This window comes from Sphingomonas sp. DMC6 (genome assembly GCF_056314225.1).
Genome location: NZ_JBQUYT010000005.1, coordinates 1 through 14,790 on the forward strand (window position 1 = coordinate 1; position 14,790 = coordinate 14,790).

General features: G+C 64.8%; 13 protein-coding genes and 1 tRNA gene. 6 read left to right on the forward strand and 8 right to left on the reverse strand.

The genetic code is table 11. From position 1 onward, the window contains the following. The first annotated feature begins 97 nt into the window (after positions 1–97). Positions 98–855, forward strand: a protein-coding gene (locus ACT53M_RS12920) for an IS5 family transposase (protein WP_476234164.1) whose coding sequence is annotated in 2 segments (ribosomal slippage) — positions 98–431 and positions 431–855 — 759 coding nt in all. Because the reading frame shifts where the segments join, the coding sequence is not laid out codon by codon here. 69 nt (positions 856–924) lie between these two features. Here the strand turns inward: ACT53M_RS12920 and ACT53M_RS12925 are convergent. The 7 genes from ACT53M_RS12925 to ACT53M_RS12955 form a co-directional block, all read right to left on the reverse strand. Further along, positions 925–3,057 (reverse strand): phosphocholine-specific phospholipase C, encoded by a 2,133-nt coding sequence (locus tag ACT53M_RS12925; RefSeq protein ID WP_476233848.1) that lies wholly within the window; start codon positions 3,055–3,057, stop codon positions 925–927. A gap of 13 nt (positions 3,058–3,070) precedes the next feature. Beyond that, positions 3,071–4,384 carry a DUF5690 family protein gene (locus ACT53M_RS12930; RefSeq protein WP_476233849.1) on the reverse strand — a complete coding sequence of 438 codons (1,314 nt, stop codon included), beginning with the start codon at positions 4,382–4,384 and terminating at the stop codon, positions 3,071–3,073. 143 nt (positions 4,385–4,527) lie between these two features. Then, positions 4,528–5,100, reverse strand: a complete 573-nt coding sequence (locus tag ACT53M_RS12935) for an HD domain-containing protein (protein WP_476233851.1) — start codon at positions 5,098–5,100, stop codon at positions 4,528–4,530. Between the two features lie 39 nt (positions 5,101–5,139). Beyond that, positions 5,140–6,066 carry a LysR family transcriptional regulator gene (locus ACT53M_RS12940; protein WP_476233852.1) on the reverse strand — a complete coding sequence of 309 codons (927 nt, stop codon included), beginning with the start codon at positions 6,064–6,066 and terminating at the stop codon, positions 5,140–5,142. A gap of 81 nt (positions 6,067–6,147) precedes the next feature. After that, positions 6,148–8,859, reverse strand: a complete 2,712-nt coding sequence (locus ACT53M_RS12945; protein WP_476233853.1) for a TonB-dependent receptor — start codon at positions 8,857–8,859, stop codon at positions 6,148–6,150. A gap of 123 nt (positions 8,860–8,982) precedes the next feature. Further along, complete coding sequence (locus ACT53M_RS12950; protein ID WP_476233855.1) at positions 8,983–9,141, reverse strand: Arm DNA-binding domain-containing protein; 159 nt, start codon at positions 9,139–9,141, stop codon at positions 8,983–8,985. A 186-nt stretch (positions 9,142–9,327) separates the two neighbouring features. Beyond that, a tRNA-Ser gene (locus ACT53M_RS12955) sits at positions 9,328–9,417 on the reverse strand. 133 nt (positions 9,418–9,550) lie between these two features. Between ACT53M_RS12955 and hspQ the strand changes: the two genes are divergently transcribed. From hspQ to ACT53M_RS12980, 5 genes are all read left to right on the forward strand, one after another. After that, positions 9,551–9,931 (forward strand): heat shock protein HspQ, encoded by a 381-nt coding sequence (hspQ, locus tag ACT53M_RS12960; protein WP_476233856.1) that lies wholly within the window; start codon positions 9,551–9,553, stop codon positions 9,929–9,931. Between the two features lie 148 nt (positions 9,932–10,079). Beyond that, entirely contained in the window at positions 10,080–10,385 is a 306-nt protein-coding gene (gene rplU / locus ACT53M_RS12965) for a 50S ribosomal protein L21 (RefSeq protein ID WP_476228076.1), read from the forward strand. A 30-nt stretch (positions 10,386–10,415) separates the two neighbouring features. Continuing rightward, the gene (gene rpmA, locus ACT53M_RS12970) at positions 10,416–10,685 is read left to right on the forward strand and encodes a 50S ribosomal protein L27 (protein ID WP_459120604.1); all 270 of its coding nucleotides are present in this window, start codon (positions 10,416–10,418) and stop codon (positions 10,683–10,685) included. 175 nt (positions 10,686–10,860) lie between these two features. Next, positions 10,861–11,415 (forward strand): GNAT family N-acetyltransferase, encoded by a 555-nt coding sequence (locus tag ACT53M_RS12975; RefSeq protein WP_476233857.1) that lies wholly within the window; start codon positions 10,861–10,863, stop codon positions 11,413–11,415. Positions 11,416–11,744: 329 nt separating this feature from the next. Next, a complete protein-coding gene (locus ACT53M_RS12980; protein ID WP_476233858.1) occupies positions 11,745–12,320 on the forward strand; it encodes a TetR/AcrR family transcriptional regulator in 576 nt (191 codons plus the stop codon). 455 nt (positions 12,321–12,775) lie between these two features. On the opposite strand, the gene ACT53M_RS12985 is transcribed toward ACT53M_RS12980, so the two are convergent. Continuing rightward, positions 12,776–14,746, reverse strand: coding sequence for an ATP-binding protein (locus ACT53M_RS12985; RefSeq protein ID WP_476233859.1), 1,971 nt, complete (start codon positions 14,744–14,746; stop codon positions 12,776–12,778). Between the last annotated feature and the right edge of the window lie 44 nt (positions 14,747–14,790).

Consider the following 14,790-nt stretch of genomic DNA (forward strand, 5'->3'; position numbering starts at 1 on the left):
CGTCATCGTGAACACTCCTCTGCAGATGCCGGGCAACAGCATAGCTGCCGCCCGGTGCGGGGGCGTCCACATCATCAAGCTCTGTGAGGAGACAGAGATGAGCGACCTGTTTTGGCTGACGGACGAGCAGATGGAGCGGCTTCGGCCGTTCTTTCCCAGAAGCCATGGCAAGCCGCGCGTCGATGCCCGGCGTGTGCTGAGCGGTATTGTGTTCGTCAATCGCAACGGGCTGCGCTGGCGGGACGCACCCAGGGACTACGGCCCGCACAAGAGCTTGTATAATCGCTGGAAGCGCTGGGGTGAGGCCGGGGTCTTTACCCGGATGATGGAAGGTCTGGCTGCGGCGGATGCCGAGCCGAAGACCGTCATGATCGACGCGACCTATCTGAAGGCGCACCGCACGGCATCCAGCCTGCGGGTTAAAAAGGGGATCTTGGCCGCCTGATCGGGCGAACGAAAGGCGGCATGAACACCAAGCTCCATGCCGTCGCCGATGCGAACGGACGCCCGCTGCGCTTCTTCATGACCGCTGGCCAGGTCAGCGACTATACCGGCGCGGCAGCGCTGCTCGATGATCTGCCGAAAGCGCAGTGGCTGCTCGGCGACCGTGGCTACGATGCCGACTGGTTCAGGGATGCCCTCAACGCCAAGGGCATCCAGCCCTGTATTCCCGGCCGAAAATTCCGCGACGAACCAATCAGATACGACAAACGACGCTACCGACGACGCAGCCGCATCGAGATCATGTTCGGCCGCCTGAAAGACTGCCGCCGCGTCGCCACCCGCTACGACCGCTGCCCTACGGCTTTCTTCTCCGCCATCGCACTCCCCGCAACCGTCTTCTTCTGGCTGTAATCAACGAGCCCTGACCCTAGCAGCGCCAAGGGTCGGTTTCGTGACGAGGTTCGGGAGAACTCGCCTCGGCTAGACGGTCAGCACCATGGCCCCGATCCCCGGGTCGGTACGGCTCGGTCGTCCGGTTTCGACATGGCCGGCAAAGCTTGCCTGCCACCGCGTATCCGCATCGTAGTGCAGGCGGAAACTGTACCACTGGTCGCTAGCGGAAGGGTCGAGTACCAGCCGCGCCTCCCCGTCCGGCGCCAGCGTCACCAGCGTCCGGCCCTCGACGAACAGGAACGGATAGGCCGCGTCGCCCTCCAGCCGCACTTCCAGCGGCTTCGTATGGTCGTTGCGGAGTTGCACCGTCAGCAGCCCCCCCTCCCCAGCCGTAACTGTCACCGCCAGCCGGCCGGTCTGTTCGCGGTGGCCGCGAAACCGGCGATAGAAGCCGCTCGGGCCATGCACGACCAGATCATAGTCGTGGACGTCTTGCATCGCGAACTGATCGGCAACATGCCGCTCGCCCGGCACCAGCGTGTAATGGCGCGGTGCCGAAGGGGCGTAGCTGGCATAGTCATGGATGGTGAACACCGCACCCACGCTGCCCTGGTTGCCGAGCACCACCTGAAAGCGCCCGCCCGCAATCACGGCATCGGCACTCAGCCGATAAGGCAAGGCCCGCGCCGGGCGCCGCGCCGCATCCTGCACCGCCGGCACCTGCACGTCGGGAATGCGCAGGCTGGGCTGGCGCGCGGCATGGGCGATGCGCTCCAGATAGTCGGCCGTGTCGGGCAGGCCCAGCGAATGGGTTTCGGCATTGGGGGTCCGGAAATCGAAGCACGCGGTCAGGTCGCCCGCAACGGCCCGCCGCCAAGGCGAGATATTCGGTTCGCGCACGCCGAACCGCTTCTCCAGGAACATCAGCGTCGAGGTGTGATCGAACAACTGCGAACAGACATAGCCGCCGCGCGTCCACGGCGAAACGATGATCGCCGGCACCCGGATGCCCATGCCGATCGGCTGGATGCCGCGTACCATCGGGTGCGGATGGTCGCGATAGTCCTTAAACTCGCCGGCAACGCTCACCCCGCTATGGCCGCGGCTGGGATCGGCCGGCGGCATCGGCGGCAGCATATGGTCGTAAAAGCCGCCAGCCTCGTCATAGTTGATGAGGAACACCGTCTTCGAGAAAACCTCGGGATGGTCAACCAGCGCGGCGATCAGCGCCGCCGTCAGATGCTCGCCCTCGGCCGGCACGCCTTCGGGATGTTCGGACAGCGCCTGCGCGGTGACGATCCACGAAATCTGCGGCAATTGCCCGGTCGCGATGTCGCGGCGGAACGCCTCGACCAGTTGCTTGCCGTCGGAGCGGCTGCGATCGGGCTCCGGCCGGTCTTCCGACACCCACGCGCGTGCCCGGCGGTAGAGGCTCGAATCCCTGGAGCACGGCCGGTACGGCGCGAAAACCGAGAGGATGTTGTCGCAATAATTGTCGTATTCCTGATAGACTCTCCAGCTTATCCCGGCCTGTTCCAGCCGCTCGGGATAGGTAGTCCAGCGATAGGGCGTGATCGGCTGGTCCGCCGCCATGTCCGCCCAAGGCGTTTCATCATGGCCATAGTTGGACATCACCGGATCGCCGCCGACCATGCCGCCGCCATTGCAGCCGGTCATCATGTGCATGCGGTTGGGATAGGTCTGGGTCAGCGTCGAGCAGTGATAGGCATCGAGCACCGTGAAGCTCGATGCCAGTGCATAGTAAAAGGGCAGGTCGGCGGCGGTGTAATAGGCCATTCGCCGTTCCATCTGCCGCGATTCGCCCCAGTGATCGTAACGACCGCCATTCACCAGCAGCGTGGCGGCGGTGTGGTGCTGGTCGGCGCCGTCGACGACGTAGGCATTGGCGGTACGCGAATCCGCATGGAAGGGCTGGACGAACCCGTCCGGATGCTGGTCGCTCGGCTGGCGCCACACGCTGTGCCCGTTGAACAGCCGCAGCGGCCGCGGATCGCCAAAGCCGCGCACGCCGGGCAGCGTGCCGAAATAATGGTCGAACGCGCGATTTTCCTGCGTCAGGATCACGACATGTTCGACGTCGCGGATGGTTCCGGTGCGGTGGTTCGCCGGGGTGGCGAGCGCGCGGTTGAGCGTGGCTAGCGTGGCGGCGCTGAGCCCGCCGGCGGCGGTCTTCAGAAAGGCGCGGCGATCGAACGACATGGCATTCGTCTCCTCAGGCAAAGGTCGGCGCCGCCGCGCGGGGCGAACGTGCAGCACGGCGGAAGGTATCGAAATGGAAATGGAGCAGCGCCAGTAGCGTCGTGACGCCCACCGTCAGCGCGACCAGATAACAGGCGACGACGAAGAAGCTCAGCCAGCTGAGCGTCACCCCCAGGCTCTTGACCAGCAGCAGTCCGACGCTGCCGCCATAGCCGGAGGCGTCGGTGAGATACATGAAGAAGGCGGCGTTTCCGGGAATGCCCATCGCCGCGGTAAGCCGGTCAGCCAGCACTGCGTTGAACGGGATATAGCCCATATATACCCCCGCCCCCACGCCGATCATCCACGGCATCGCGCCGATCCAGTGGAGTTGCCAGGCGAAGGTGGCGGCAGCAATCAGCACCGCACCGACCAGGATCATGGAGAGATAGCCGATCACCGCCACCTGGTTGCTGCGGATCCAGGCGGTCACGCCAAACAGCAGCAGGATGAACGCGGCGACCGGCAGTTCGGAGAGGGTGAACAGGGCCGGATTCCCGTCAGACCCAAGCCCGTGCCACAGCTCGACCGCGAAATTGTCGCGGAAATCGCGCAGCGCGGTCAGTGCGACATAGGCGACGATCAGCAAGACGAGCCCGACGCCGGCACGCGCCCAGAAGGCACGCCGTTCCGCGGCGGGCATCGGCCCGCGCGGCATCCGCTCGGCCCGGTCGCGTGCATCGGGGGGCGGCGTCTGCGCCAGCAGCCACACCGACAGCATCAGCAGCGGCAGGAACAGCGCGCCGGTCGCCGCCGGCATCCAGAATTCGGGCACATGTGCATTGTCGATCAGCGCGCGCCCCGCTGATTTCACGACCCCCGACGATACGATGAAGCTGAGGCACAGCCCGGTGCCCAGCCATTCCGAACTGCGCCGCCCCTCAAGATAGCCGAACACCAGCCCCCAGATCATGCCCAGCGGCAACGCGCTGAGGAAGATCGCCACCACCTTGAGCGTCGCGGGCAGCACCGCGAACAGGATCAGTGCCGCTTCGGAAAAGGCGATACAGGCCAGGATCATCCGCGCGCGATCGCCGGCGCGCGCCTCGCTGATCAGCTTGATGCCGATCGCTTTCGACAGGGCATAGCCGATCACCTGGGCGATCACGATCGTAACCTTGAAGTCGAGCGCCGGAAACCAGCCAGGGACCGCCGCATAGCTGGCCACCGCGAAGGGCTTGCGAAACGCATACATGCAGAAATAGGTGGTGAAGCTGGTAGTCAGCGCATAAGCGGCGATCCAGGCGGGGCCGGCCCGGCTGAGCATCCGCGATAGTGGCGATGGCATGGCGGTTTCCCCGGTAGTCGGCAGGACAGGATGCGGGGAGCGCGCGCCCCCAAACCGGCGACGCCCTCGCGCGCTCCACAAATCAAGTTATAAAACCCCAACCATAATAATCAGAAAATATGATATTATGGTGACGGCGAACGTCAGGCGGCCTCCGTCAAAGCCGCTGCGAGATGACGATCGAGAAAGGCATCGATATCGTCCGGTCGGGCGTGCTTGTCCTTCGCCAGTTCGTCGATGCGGCGCAGCGCCATTGCCGCCTCGGCGTGCGGCTCGGCCACGAACGCGGCCTGTTCCTCTGCGGACATGAGCCCGCCCTGCAGCACCAGCGACAGCAGCGAGTCCCGCGACAGTGTGGAGAGATAGCCTGGCTCAGCACTGCACAGATAGCGTTTTGCTGCGACATGCAACCGAATTGGACCGCTGACCGGCGCCGGAAAGCGTGCCGCCACCCAGTCGGCGCCGAGCTCCTCGTGCCGGTCATCGACCCCGGCCTGGGCCGGCGACTCGCCCAGATCGTGCACCATATGACCCACATCGTGGAGCATGCAGGCGATTACCATCGCCGACGACAGCCCCTGCGCCTCGGCATGTGCGGCCGACTGCAGCGCGTGCGCCAGCTGGGTCAGCGCGTACAGCCCATAGGCGCGCTCACCATTACCAAGATACAGGTCGCGGATTTCCACCCGCAACGCCTCCGGTGACACCGTATTCATAATTTTTAGAAATCCGATCTTATTACAGATGCGAATTTATTATATTCCAACGGTGTTCCCGGCAAGCCCCAGAAAGGCGCCCAGCGCAGGAATTTCTGCACTTTCGCGCAGCGAAACGACATAGACGCCGGCCATCCGACGGAAGCCACGGATCGGCAGCGCCTTTAGCCGGACATCGCTGCCGGTCTCGCCGTCCAGAACGCAGCCGAATCCCATGCCGCACGCGGTCGCTTCCTTCACGGCCTCGCGGCTTTCGGCGATGAAGGCGGGTGCCGCCGTCGCGCCGCCCCATGCCAGCGCCAGTTCGGTAAGCGCGCGCGTGACCGAGCCTTCCTCGCGCAGGATCAGCGCGAGCCCGCCGAGATCCTTGACGTCGATCGCCTCACGCTGGGCGAAGGGGTGTTCGACCGGCACCATCAGGTTCAGCCCCTGTTCGCGCAGCAAATGGCACGCAAGACCCGGATCGGGTTCGAGCAGCGAGGCAATTGCCACGTCGATGCGGCATTCCACCACGTCGCGCATCAGCGACTGGGTATTGCCGAGCCGCGAGCCGATTTCGATGTCCGGATAGGTGCGGCGATATTCGGCGATCAGTGGCATCGCGACCGGCGGCGTCGAAAAGCCGATCACCAGCCGGCCGCGCTTGATGCCGCCGAACAGGCGGGCGGTGGCCTCGAAATCGTCCATCCGGCTGATCACCAGCCGGGCCCGTGTATAGAGCTCGCGACCGACATCGGTAAGGCTCTGGTCCTGCGACCGGCGGTTGAGTAACCGGGCACCGCATGCCTGTTCCAGCGCGTTGATCTGGTTGGAGATATTGGGTTGCGACACGCCCATGGCCACCGCCGCGCGCGAAAAGGAACCATGGTCGACCACCCCGACAAAGGCGCGCAGCGCGCCGATCGAGAGACCACTCCCTTCGCGGCGGCGAGGAACGCGGTCGGAGGAAGAATCGGTGCCTGCCATGGGGGGGTCCATAATCAAAACTGATGATGAACCTCTCTTAGGCGGTTTTGGGGGCGCGGCAACATCCGCGCCCCGGTGTTGTCAGAACCCGATCGACAACGACAACGCCGCCTGGCGGCCGGCATTGACGATCTGCGGGACGGTTTCGGCATCCTTGCCGACGGTGCGATAGAAGCTGACATTGTCGAGCAAGTTGCTGACCGTCGCCACCAGCCGGATCGACTTGGTCGGCATATAGGCGATCGACGCATCGAGCGAGCTGGTCGCCTGCGTCCATTCGCTCATCAAAGCACCGCCGGTGGTGCCGAACTTATACTTGCTCAGCAGCCGACCGTTAAAATGATAGGAAAGCCGCGTTTCGAACCGCGCGGGGTTGAAGAAGATCGCGGCATTGTAGAGCGTCTGGGGCACACCCTGCATCGGTTGCACGGCATCGGTGGTCGGGTCTAGCAGCCGCGCGGCCGAACGCTGCAGCGTCACATTGCCGGCGACGCCCAGCCCCGACAGCGCCCCCGGCAGATCGCGGAAGCGGAACTCGCCATCGAGTTCCAGGCCATAGACATGCGCATGGCCGCCATTGGTGGGCTTGCTCACCGTCGTATCGTTGGTGAGGACGGCCGGCGTGCTGCGATAATCGGTACCCCGGTCGTACATGTAATCGTTCATGTCCTTGTAAAAGGCCGCGACCGACACGCGGTACACCGTCCCCGAGCGCTCCCACGACAGGTCGTAATTGGTCGAGGTCATCGGCCGAAGATTGGGGTTGCCTTCGGTGACGGAATAGGTGCCGTCAGAGTTGCGCTTGACGGTGCGGCCACCGCCGAGCTGGAAGAAGGCCGGGCGCGAGTAGCTGCGCCAGATCGCCGCGCGGAAGACGTTGTTGTCGCCGTTGCGAAGCACGAAGTGCAGCGACGGCAGGAAGATATGATAGTCGCTGCGATTGGTCTGGAAGCCGGAGACCTGCCCCGCGCTGCTCGCCTTCGACCAGAAGCGATTGTGAATGACGGTGTTTTCATAACGGATGCCCGGCTGGATCTCCAGCGCCCCCCATTGCATCCGCGCCAGCGCATAGGCGGCCGCAACATTCTCATTGCCCGCCAGCACGTTCTTGTAGCGGGAATCGGGCGATAGCGTCACCGCCGCTGCTGCGGCAGCCGCCAGCCGCGTCAGTTCCGCCGCATCGCCCGTCGGCAGCGTATAAGGGTAATAGGTCTTGTCGGCGATCACCTGGCCGGTGAACAGCGAACTGGTGGCAAGCGTCGAGTTGAGCGGCACGAAGTCGATATTGGAATAATCGACATTGTCACTGCTCCGCTCGGTACGGTTGAACTTGGCGCCGGCAGCGATTTCCTCGAACAGCCCATCCAATTCGTAGACCGCATCGAACTTCGAGCCATAAACCTTCGCCGAGGAGGTAGCGGCGGTATATTCGCCGCTGCCCACCTGATAGGCGAACAGGCTGTTGTCGTTGAGGCGCCCGAGCTGCGCCGCGCTGAGCAGCGGGATCGGATAATGGTTGCGGTACGTCACCTGGAACGGGCCGTTGAGGTCGTTCGCCGGGCTGGCGAGATAGGTGATTTCGGCATGGTCGGGCGCGGCGCTGAGACCGTAGCTGTAGAAGCTGGTCGAGCTGAGCTTCAGCCGGCCGATCTGCGTCTCGCCGCCGAGTTGCACCGAAGATAACTGCGAGTTCGACGGCGCGGTTTCGAACCAGTAATGATATTCGCCGTCGCTCTCGACATTCTGGTAGAGACCGTCCGGGCGCAACACCGCGGCGGGATAATTGCCCGCCTGAATGCCCTTCTGATAGACTTGCTGCTGAATATCGGATCGGGCGTGGGTCGCCTTCAGCCAGATGCTGGTCGCGTCGCTGTGCCAGTCGAGCGACATGGCGCCACCATAACGCTTTTCCTCGCCGCGGCTGAACTGGGCATTGGTGCTCTTGAGGATCAGATTGTCCTCGCGACTGAAGCCGTCCGGATTGGTCCCCTGCTTGCCGACCGACACGGCATAGCCCCATTGTCCGCCCTGGAAATCGAGCTGGGTCGCAGCGAAGCGCCGCTTGCCATAATAAGCGGTGGCATAGATGCCGAACGCGTGGTCGGCGCCGAACTGGCGAGCAAATTCCGCCTGGCCGAGATACGACCCCGCCGGTGCGTTATAGTCGTGCGCGAGCTGCGAGAAACTGCCCTGCAGATAGATGCGGTTGAGGCTTTTGCCGAAGTCATGGCCGGTCGGGGTCTGGAAATCGAGCGTGCCGCCGACCGCGTCACCGTCCATGTCGGCGGTCGACGTCTTGGACACTGCGATCTGCTTCAGGCCGATCGGCGGCAGCAGACCCAGCGAGATGTTGCGGCTATAGGGCATGCCCTGCGCGGCATTGATGCCATTAAGCAAGTTGACGTTGTACGATCCCGAAAGCCCCCGGATCGACACGAAGTTGCTGGTGCCGCGGGCCGCGCCGTCGATGCCGCCGTGATTGCCTTCCGACGGGGAAAGGCCCTCGGTGGCGCTCACCGAAATGCCGGGCGTACGGGCAAGCACCTCGACGACATTGGTGTTGGGGGCCGCCTGCATATCGGCGGCAGAGATGGTGGTCGTATGGCTGGCATCGTTCGGCTTGCTACGGCCGAGCTTGGAGCCGACCACAACGATGGTCTTGTCCTGATCGTCATTATCGCTCGGCGCGGTGGCCGACGCGACGGCCGGGAGGCACACGCCGGCGAGCAACGTGAGAAGGACGAGCGAAGGGGCGGCGCATCGCTGCGCTTTCGCCGGAAGAGGAGGCGACATGGGGCGGTTCCCTGTTCTGGAGTGAAAGTGGCGAACGTCAGCTACGCCACGGACCGCGGGCTCCGGGCGAAAATTCGAATATCTTATGTCGACTCGCTTTTGATAATTATCAATTATGATAGTTTATTGACACCGATACGGCACGACCACGCCGCACACGCAGCTCCACCGCCAGAGTTTGCCGCCGGCGGGCGTGACGTGCAGGAAGAGGCAGTTGGCGTCGGTAAGCTTGTACGGCTTGGGGCGGGGTTTCGCCGCCCGGATCCTGGCATCGGTGAGCACCGACCGGTCTCAAAAAAATACCATGTTTTTTCGACCGCGCGTACCATGTGAAATACCAAGCCGAGCATATCGGACAGGCACGCACGGGTACGGACGGCCAAGGCCGAACCGGCCTGCTAAGTGTTGGATTTCAGGAGAAAAAAGTCGATCCCGTCGGACCTTTGCGGACGTGTCCGGAAAGGCCCGTGGCGGAGAGGGAGGGATTCGAACCCTCGGTACGGTTACCCGCACAACGGTTTTCGAGACCGCCCCGATCGACCACTCCGGCACCTCTCCGCATGGGGGGCGACACGCAGCGGGGAAGCCCCCGAACCACATGCCGGTCGATGTGAGGCGCGGCCATTAGCCCAAGGTTTGGCGGACTGCAAGCGGCCTTGTACAGTTTGTGCGCCGCATTAAATTGGCAAGCATGTCAGAAGCCAAAGGCGCCACCCTTCCCTTCCCTGCCGGCGTGCCGCTGCCTCCCGTTGCACAGGCGCGTTTCGCGATCGGCGATGTCGTTCGCCACCGTATGTTCGATTTCCGCGGCGTGATCTTCGATGTCGACCCCGTCTTCGCCAATAGCGACGAATGGTACGACTCGATTCCCGAAGACGCGCGCCCGCGCAAGGACCAGCCCTTTTACCATCTGCTCGCGGAAAATGCCGAATCGAGCTACATCGCCTATGTCAGCCAGCAGAATCTGGTGGCCGATGACAGCGAGGAGCCGGTCGACCATCCGGGAATCAGCGGGTTGTTCGAAGGATTCGCCGGCGGCCGCTATCAATTAAAGCCGACCCATCGGCACTGACCGGCCCGGGCAAGGTTTCCCGCCGAATTTACCTGCCGGAAACCCGCTTGCGGCAGTTGACATCCGCCCCCGTATCGCATAGCTGCGCCCTTCCTCCTGCCGGGGTACACCCTGGCGGGCACATGCATTTGAACCAGAGAAGAGACCGATGTTCGCTATCGTGCGCACGGGCGGCAAGCAGTATCGCGTTGCCGCAGGAGACAAGATCGTCGTCGAGAAGCTCGACGGCGAAGCCGGTTCGACGGTGACGCTGGGCGACGTCCTGCTGGCCGGCGAAGGCGGTGAGCTGAAGCCGACCGACGGCCTGACCGTTTCTGCCGAGATCCTCGCGCAGGCGAAGGGCGAGAAGGTCATCGTCTTCAAGAAGCGTCGTCGTCACAACTATCGCCGCAAGAACGGCCATCGCCAGCAGCACACGATCCTGAAGATCACTGCGATCGGCGCGGCCAAGTAAGCGACTGACGAGACACGAGGAGTATAGACAATGGCACATAAGAAGGCAGGCGGCTCGTCCCGCAACGGTCGCGACTCTGCTGGCCGTCGTCTTGGCGTGAAGAAGTTCGGCGGCGAAACCGTTATCGCCGGCAACATTCTCGTGCGTCAGCGCGGCACCAAATTCTACCCGGGCGTGAACGTGGGCATGGGCAAGGACCATACCCTTTTCGCGCTCACCGACGGCCGCGTGTCGTTCAAGGAAGGCAAGCTTGGTCGCAAGTTCTGCTCCGTAGACATGATTGCCGAGGCGGCCGAGTAACATCGGGTGACCGTACGGGTTGCCCACCAGGGCGACCCGGGTTCGGCGAACGAACCAACGCAAAAGGGAGACGGGTCGCCCCGGTCTCCCTTTTTTATTGCTCCCTGACACCGCGGTGAAACAGGCCTGCCATACGGGCATGGCCAGAAAAGCCGCAGGACCGAGGAGAGTGGTCATGTTCGTGCGGACCCAAAGATTGACATTACGTCCCGGCTGGCCGGAGGACGCACCTGCCCTTGCCCAGGCGATCGGGCACGAAGCCGTGGTGCGCAACCTGTCGCGCGCGCCCTGGCCCTATCCGGTCGAGGCGGCCGAGACCTTTCTGGCGAGCTGGGCGAACCCGCTCGACACCCGGTTCCTGGTGTTCGAGCATCAGGGGCCAAGGATCGCGCTGATCGGCTGCGTCGGCATCGATGCGGCGCGCGATGAGCCGCATGAGCTGGGCTACTGGTTCACGCCCGATGCCTGGGGCAAGGGCTATGCCACCGAAGCCGCTCGCGGGGCGCTGCACGCCGCATGCGCGCGCGGCATCCGCCGGGTGACGGCGGGGCATTTCGTCGACAACCCCGCATCGGGCCGCGTGCTGCGCAAGCTGGGATTCCGCCCGACCGGCCAGGTCGAACCGATCTGGTCGAAGGGGCGCGGCTGCGAAGTGGCAAGCGCGCGGTTCGAGCTGGATCTCGACGCGGTGGACTGCCGACCGCATCCGGAACCGCGCCTGGCGGCCTGACCCGCTGCTCCCGATACGCGGCTGGAAGTCATCGATTCCCCCTCCCCGCGCGGGGAGGGGGAATCGCGTTTGATCCTCCATCCCCCTCACCCTTCCCACCGCCTTCGGCGGCGGGCCCCTTCCCTCTCCCACAGGGGGAGAGGGAGCCGCGAAGCGGCGGAAGGGTGAGGGGCTCGGGCTCGAATGCGATTACCCTGCTTTCAAGCAGGGGGCAGTTGAGCCAATGCAGTGCCCTGCTCAAAAGGGAAGGCAGCACCCGCTTCCCCCCGCGACGAAGCTCGACTAAGCCGTCACGGAATAGCAACAAGGCCGAACCGTTGACGACAAAAGTGGCGCGCAAGCGTCTGTCTCCCGAAGAATCGCGCGATGCGGCGCTCGAAGCCGCGCGTGCCCTGCTGATCGAAGCCGGCCCGCAGGCCGTGACGCTGAAGGCCGTCGCGGCGCGGATTGGTCGCACGCACGCCAATCTGCTCCACCATTTCGGCTCGGCGGCGGGGCTGCAAAAGGCGCTGGCCGCCAGCATCGCCGAAGGCGTCACTGCGCGCATCGGCGAGGCGGTGCTGCGCGCCCGCAGCGGCGACCATGATCCACGCGAAGTGGTCGACATGGCCTTCGACGCCTTCGACAGCGGCGGCGCCGGTGCGCTGGCAAGCTGGATGATCCTGACCGGCAATCAGGATGCGCTGGACCCGATCCTGGAGGCGATCCACCGGCTGGTCGACCGGATCAGCGAAGGCGAGGACGAGCAGCAATCGCTGCGCGAGGAAACGCTGCAACTGACGCTGATGGCACTGGGCGATGCACTGCTCGGCGCCCCCATGGCCCGCGCGCTCGGCCTGCCGCGCGACAAGGCACGCGCGCTGGGCGTACAGATGCTGAAGGCACGGATCGAGATCGGCGCATAACTTTCACCGAGTGGCCACAACGCGCCGCTTTCGATGTCAGCTTCGCGCCACCTTGCGCAGGCAGTATTGTTCACTACATGTTCCTGACACCCTCTCGCGGGGGAGTGCTCTTTGAACATGTAGATCCAGCACACGAAACGCGGCCGACGGTCTGATACCGCGCTGCGTCGATAAGAACCCATCGCTGCTCCGCAAGCCGTCACCCCGGCGAAAGCCGGGGTCCATTGGGGCTCCGCCATCGGCTCTTGCTGAAAACGAGAGGCGAATGGATCCCTGCGTCCGCCGGGATGACGACGGGAAGCGGGATGAGTCCGCATCAATGCGCCCCCACCCTAAACTTCCTAAACTTCGCACGCCGCGTCGGGGGCCAAATGCACCGGCACGCGAAACGCGCCGCACCCTAAACTTCCTAAACTTCGCACACTGCGTCGGAGGCCGCATATGCCGGCGCCCCCCTACTCCGCCGCCTGCGCCACCCGCCGCCCCTCTTCGTCGACGGCCTCACGCACCGCGCGCTCCAGCGCGGCGATGGTGAACGGTTTGCGCAGTACCGGGCGGTCGCGGAGCAGTTCGGCGCTTGCCTCGCCCGCAAAGCCGGTGACGAACAATACGCCCACGCCGCGAATGCTTTCTTCGACTGCGGCGATCATTTCCGGGCCGGTCTGGCCGGGCATCAGCACGTCGGTCATGATCAGGTCGAGCGACGGCATGGCGGCAATCGCTGCAGGAGCAGCGAGCGGATCGCCGCAACCCGTGGCGCGGTGGCCAAGTTCGTGCAGCGCGGCGAGCGTGGCGGTTAGCACGCGCGGATCGTCCTCGACGACGAGGATGTCGTACTGGCCCGCCGTCACAGGCTCGGGCGCTGCGGCATGGACGACCGCCGTGGGCGCCGGTCGCGCCGCATCAGCATCGGCGTGGCGTGGCAAGTACAGCGTCACCGTCGTGCCCCTGTCCGGCACGGTGTCGATGGCGATCTCGCCGCCCGACTGGCGCACGAAGCCGAAGATCTGGCTGAGCCCCAGCCCCGTCCCCTTGCCGACGGGCTTGGTGGTGAAAAAGGGCTCGAACACGCGCTCCAGCACCTCGGGCGTCATGCCGCAGCCCTCATCGCATACGGCAATGGTGACATATTCACCCGGCGCGCAGCTACCCACTTCGCACGAGGCGAGCGACGCCGCGCCGGTGGTGATGACCAGCGCGCCGCGGCCGTTCATCGCATCGCGCGCGTTCACGGCGAGGTTGAGCACCGCGTTTTCAAGTTGATGGCGGTCCGCCCAGACGCGCCAGCCGGCGCCCTGATCCAGCGCCGTCACGACGATGCCGTCGCCCAGCGTGCGGTCGAGCAGGTCGCGCATCCCGCCGATCAGCGCGCCAGCCTCCACCGCCTCGGGCTCCAGCGCCTCCGACCGGGAAAAGGCGAGCAACTGGCGCGTCAGCGCCGCCGCACGGTTGGCGCCTTCCAGTGCGTTGTCGAGGTGACGCGCAGCCTCGGCTTCATCGCCGCCGATCTGGCGGCGGGCAAGTTCAATACCGCCCAGCACCACCGCCAGCATGTTGTTGAAATCATGTGCGATGCCGCCGGTAAGCTGGCCAACGGCGTCCATCTTCTGCGCCTGGCGGAGCTTGGCCTCGGCTTCTTCGCGCTCGCGTGCTTCCTGGCGAAGCTGCGCCGTCGCCGCTTCCACCGCTGCGCGCAACTCGGCCGCGCGCTCACGCTCCGCCAGCGCATCGGCGGCGGCCGCCGCGCGCTCGCCCTGCGCCTCGATCGCCAGCCAGCCCAGCACTACCGCCGCCAGCGCAATCACCAGACCGAAGCCGCTCAGCACATGCGAAGCGAAGCTGGAGTTTTCGACCAGCCGCGCCGCCGCCTGGGTGCGGGTATTCAGGATGCCGCGTTCCTGCTCGGCGATCGCATCGAGCAACCGCTCGACCTGGCTGCGTGCCGCGCTCTGCCGCACCTGATAATAGCTGCCCCACGCATCGCGGTGACGCTTGTAGGTCGAATAGAGCGCCGTTTCGTTCAGTTCGGCACCGCGCTTTTCAAAGGCGCGTTGCAGGCGCTCGATCTGGCGCTGCTGGTCGGGGTTGTCGGCGGTGAGTTGCCGCAGCCGCTGCAACTGCTCGCCGGCCTTGCCCCATTGCTCGGAAAATTCCTGGCCCAGATTGCGGTCGGCGCTGACGACATAGCGGCCCAGCGCCGCTTCCGCCGCCGAAACCGCGCCGGAAAGCTGGTTGGCGCGCAGAATGACTTCAAAGCTGTGCTGCTGCAACACCAGCGCCCGGTCGCGTGCGCTGTCGGTGCGCTGCTGGATCAGGATCAGCGCACCCAGCACCACGACGCCCAGCAACGCCAGGGCGCCGAGAACCAGAAAGCGCCAGTTCTTCAAGTGAACTGACCGCTCCAGGGCTGGGTTTGCCTCGTTCATCGGGTCGCGAGTCTATGCGACCGCGCCGCGCTTTTAAAGCGCTC

Coding starts and splice junctions, on each gene's coding strand:
- ACT53M_RS12930 (WP_476233849.1), bottom strand. CDS start 4,384: ATGCCATCGCCACTATCGCGGATGCTCAGCCGGGCCGGCCCCGCCTGG.
- ACT53M_RS12975 (WP_476233857.1), top strand. CDS start 10,861: ATGTTCGTGCGGACCCAAAGATTGACATTACGTCCCGGCTGGCCGGAG.
- ACT53M_RS12945 (WP_476233853.1), bottom strand. CDS start 8,859: ATGTCGCCTCCTCTTCCGGCGAAAGCGCAGCGATGCGCCGCCCCTTCG.
- hspQ (WP_476233856.1), top strand. CDS start 9,551: ATGTCAGAAGCCAAAGGCGCCACCCTTCCCTTCCCTGCCGGCGTGCCG.
- ACT53M_RS12940 (WP_476233852.1), bottom strand. CDS start 6,066: ATGGCAGGCACCGATTCTTCCTCCGACCGCGTTCCTCGCCGCCGCGAA.
- ACT53M_RS12985 (WP_476233859.1), bottom strand. CDS start 14,746: ATGAACGAGGCAAACCCAGCCCTGGAGCGGTCAGTTCACTTGAAGAAC.
- rplU (WP_476228076.1), top strand. CDS start 10,080: ATGTTCGCTATCGTGCGCACGGGCGGCAAGCAGTATCGCGTTGCCGCA.
- ACT53M_RS12935 (WP_476233851.1), bottom strand. CDS start 5,100: ATGAATACGGTGTCACCGGAGGCGTTGCGGGTGGAAATCCGCGACCTG.
- ACT53M_RS12925 (WP_476233848.1), bottom strand. CDS start 3,057: ATGTCGTTCGATCGCCGCGCCTTTCTGAAGACCGCCGCCGGCGGGCTC.
- rpmA (WP_459120604.1), top strand. CDS start 10,416: ATGGCACATAAGAAGGCAGGCGGCTCGTCCCGCAACGGTCGCGACTCT.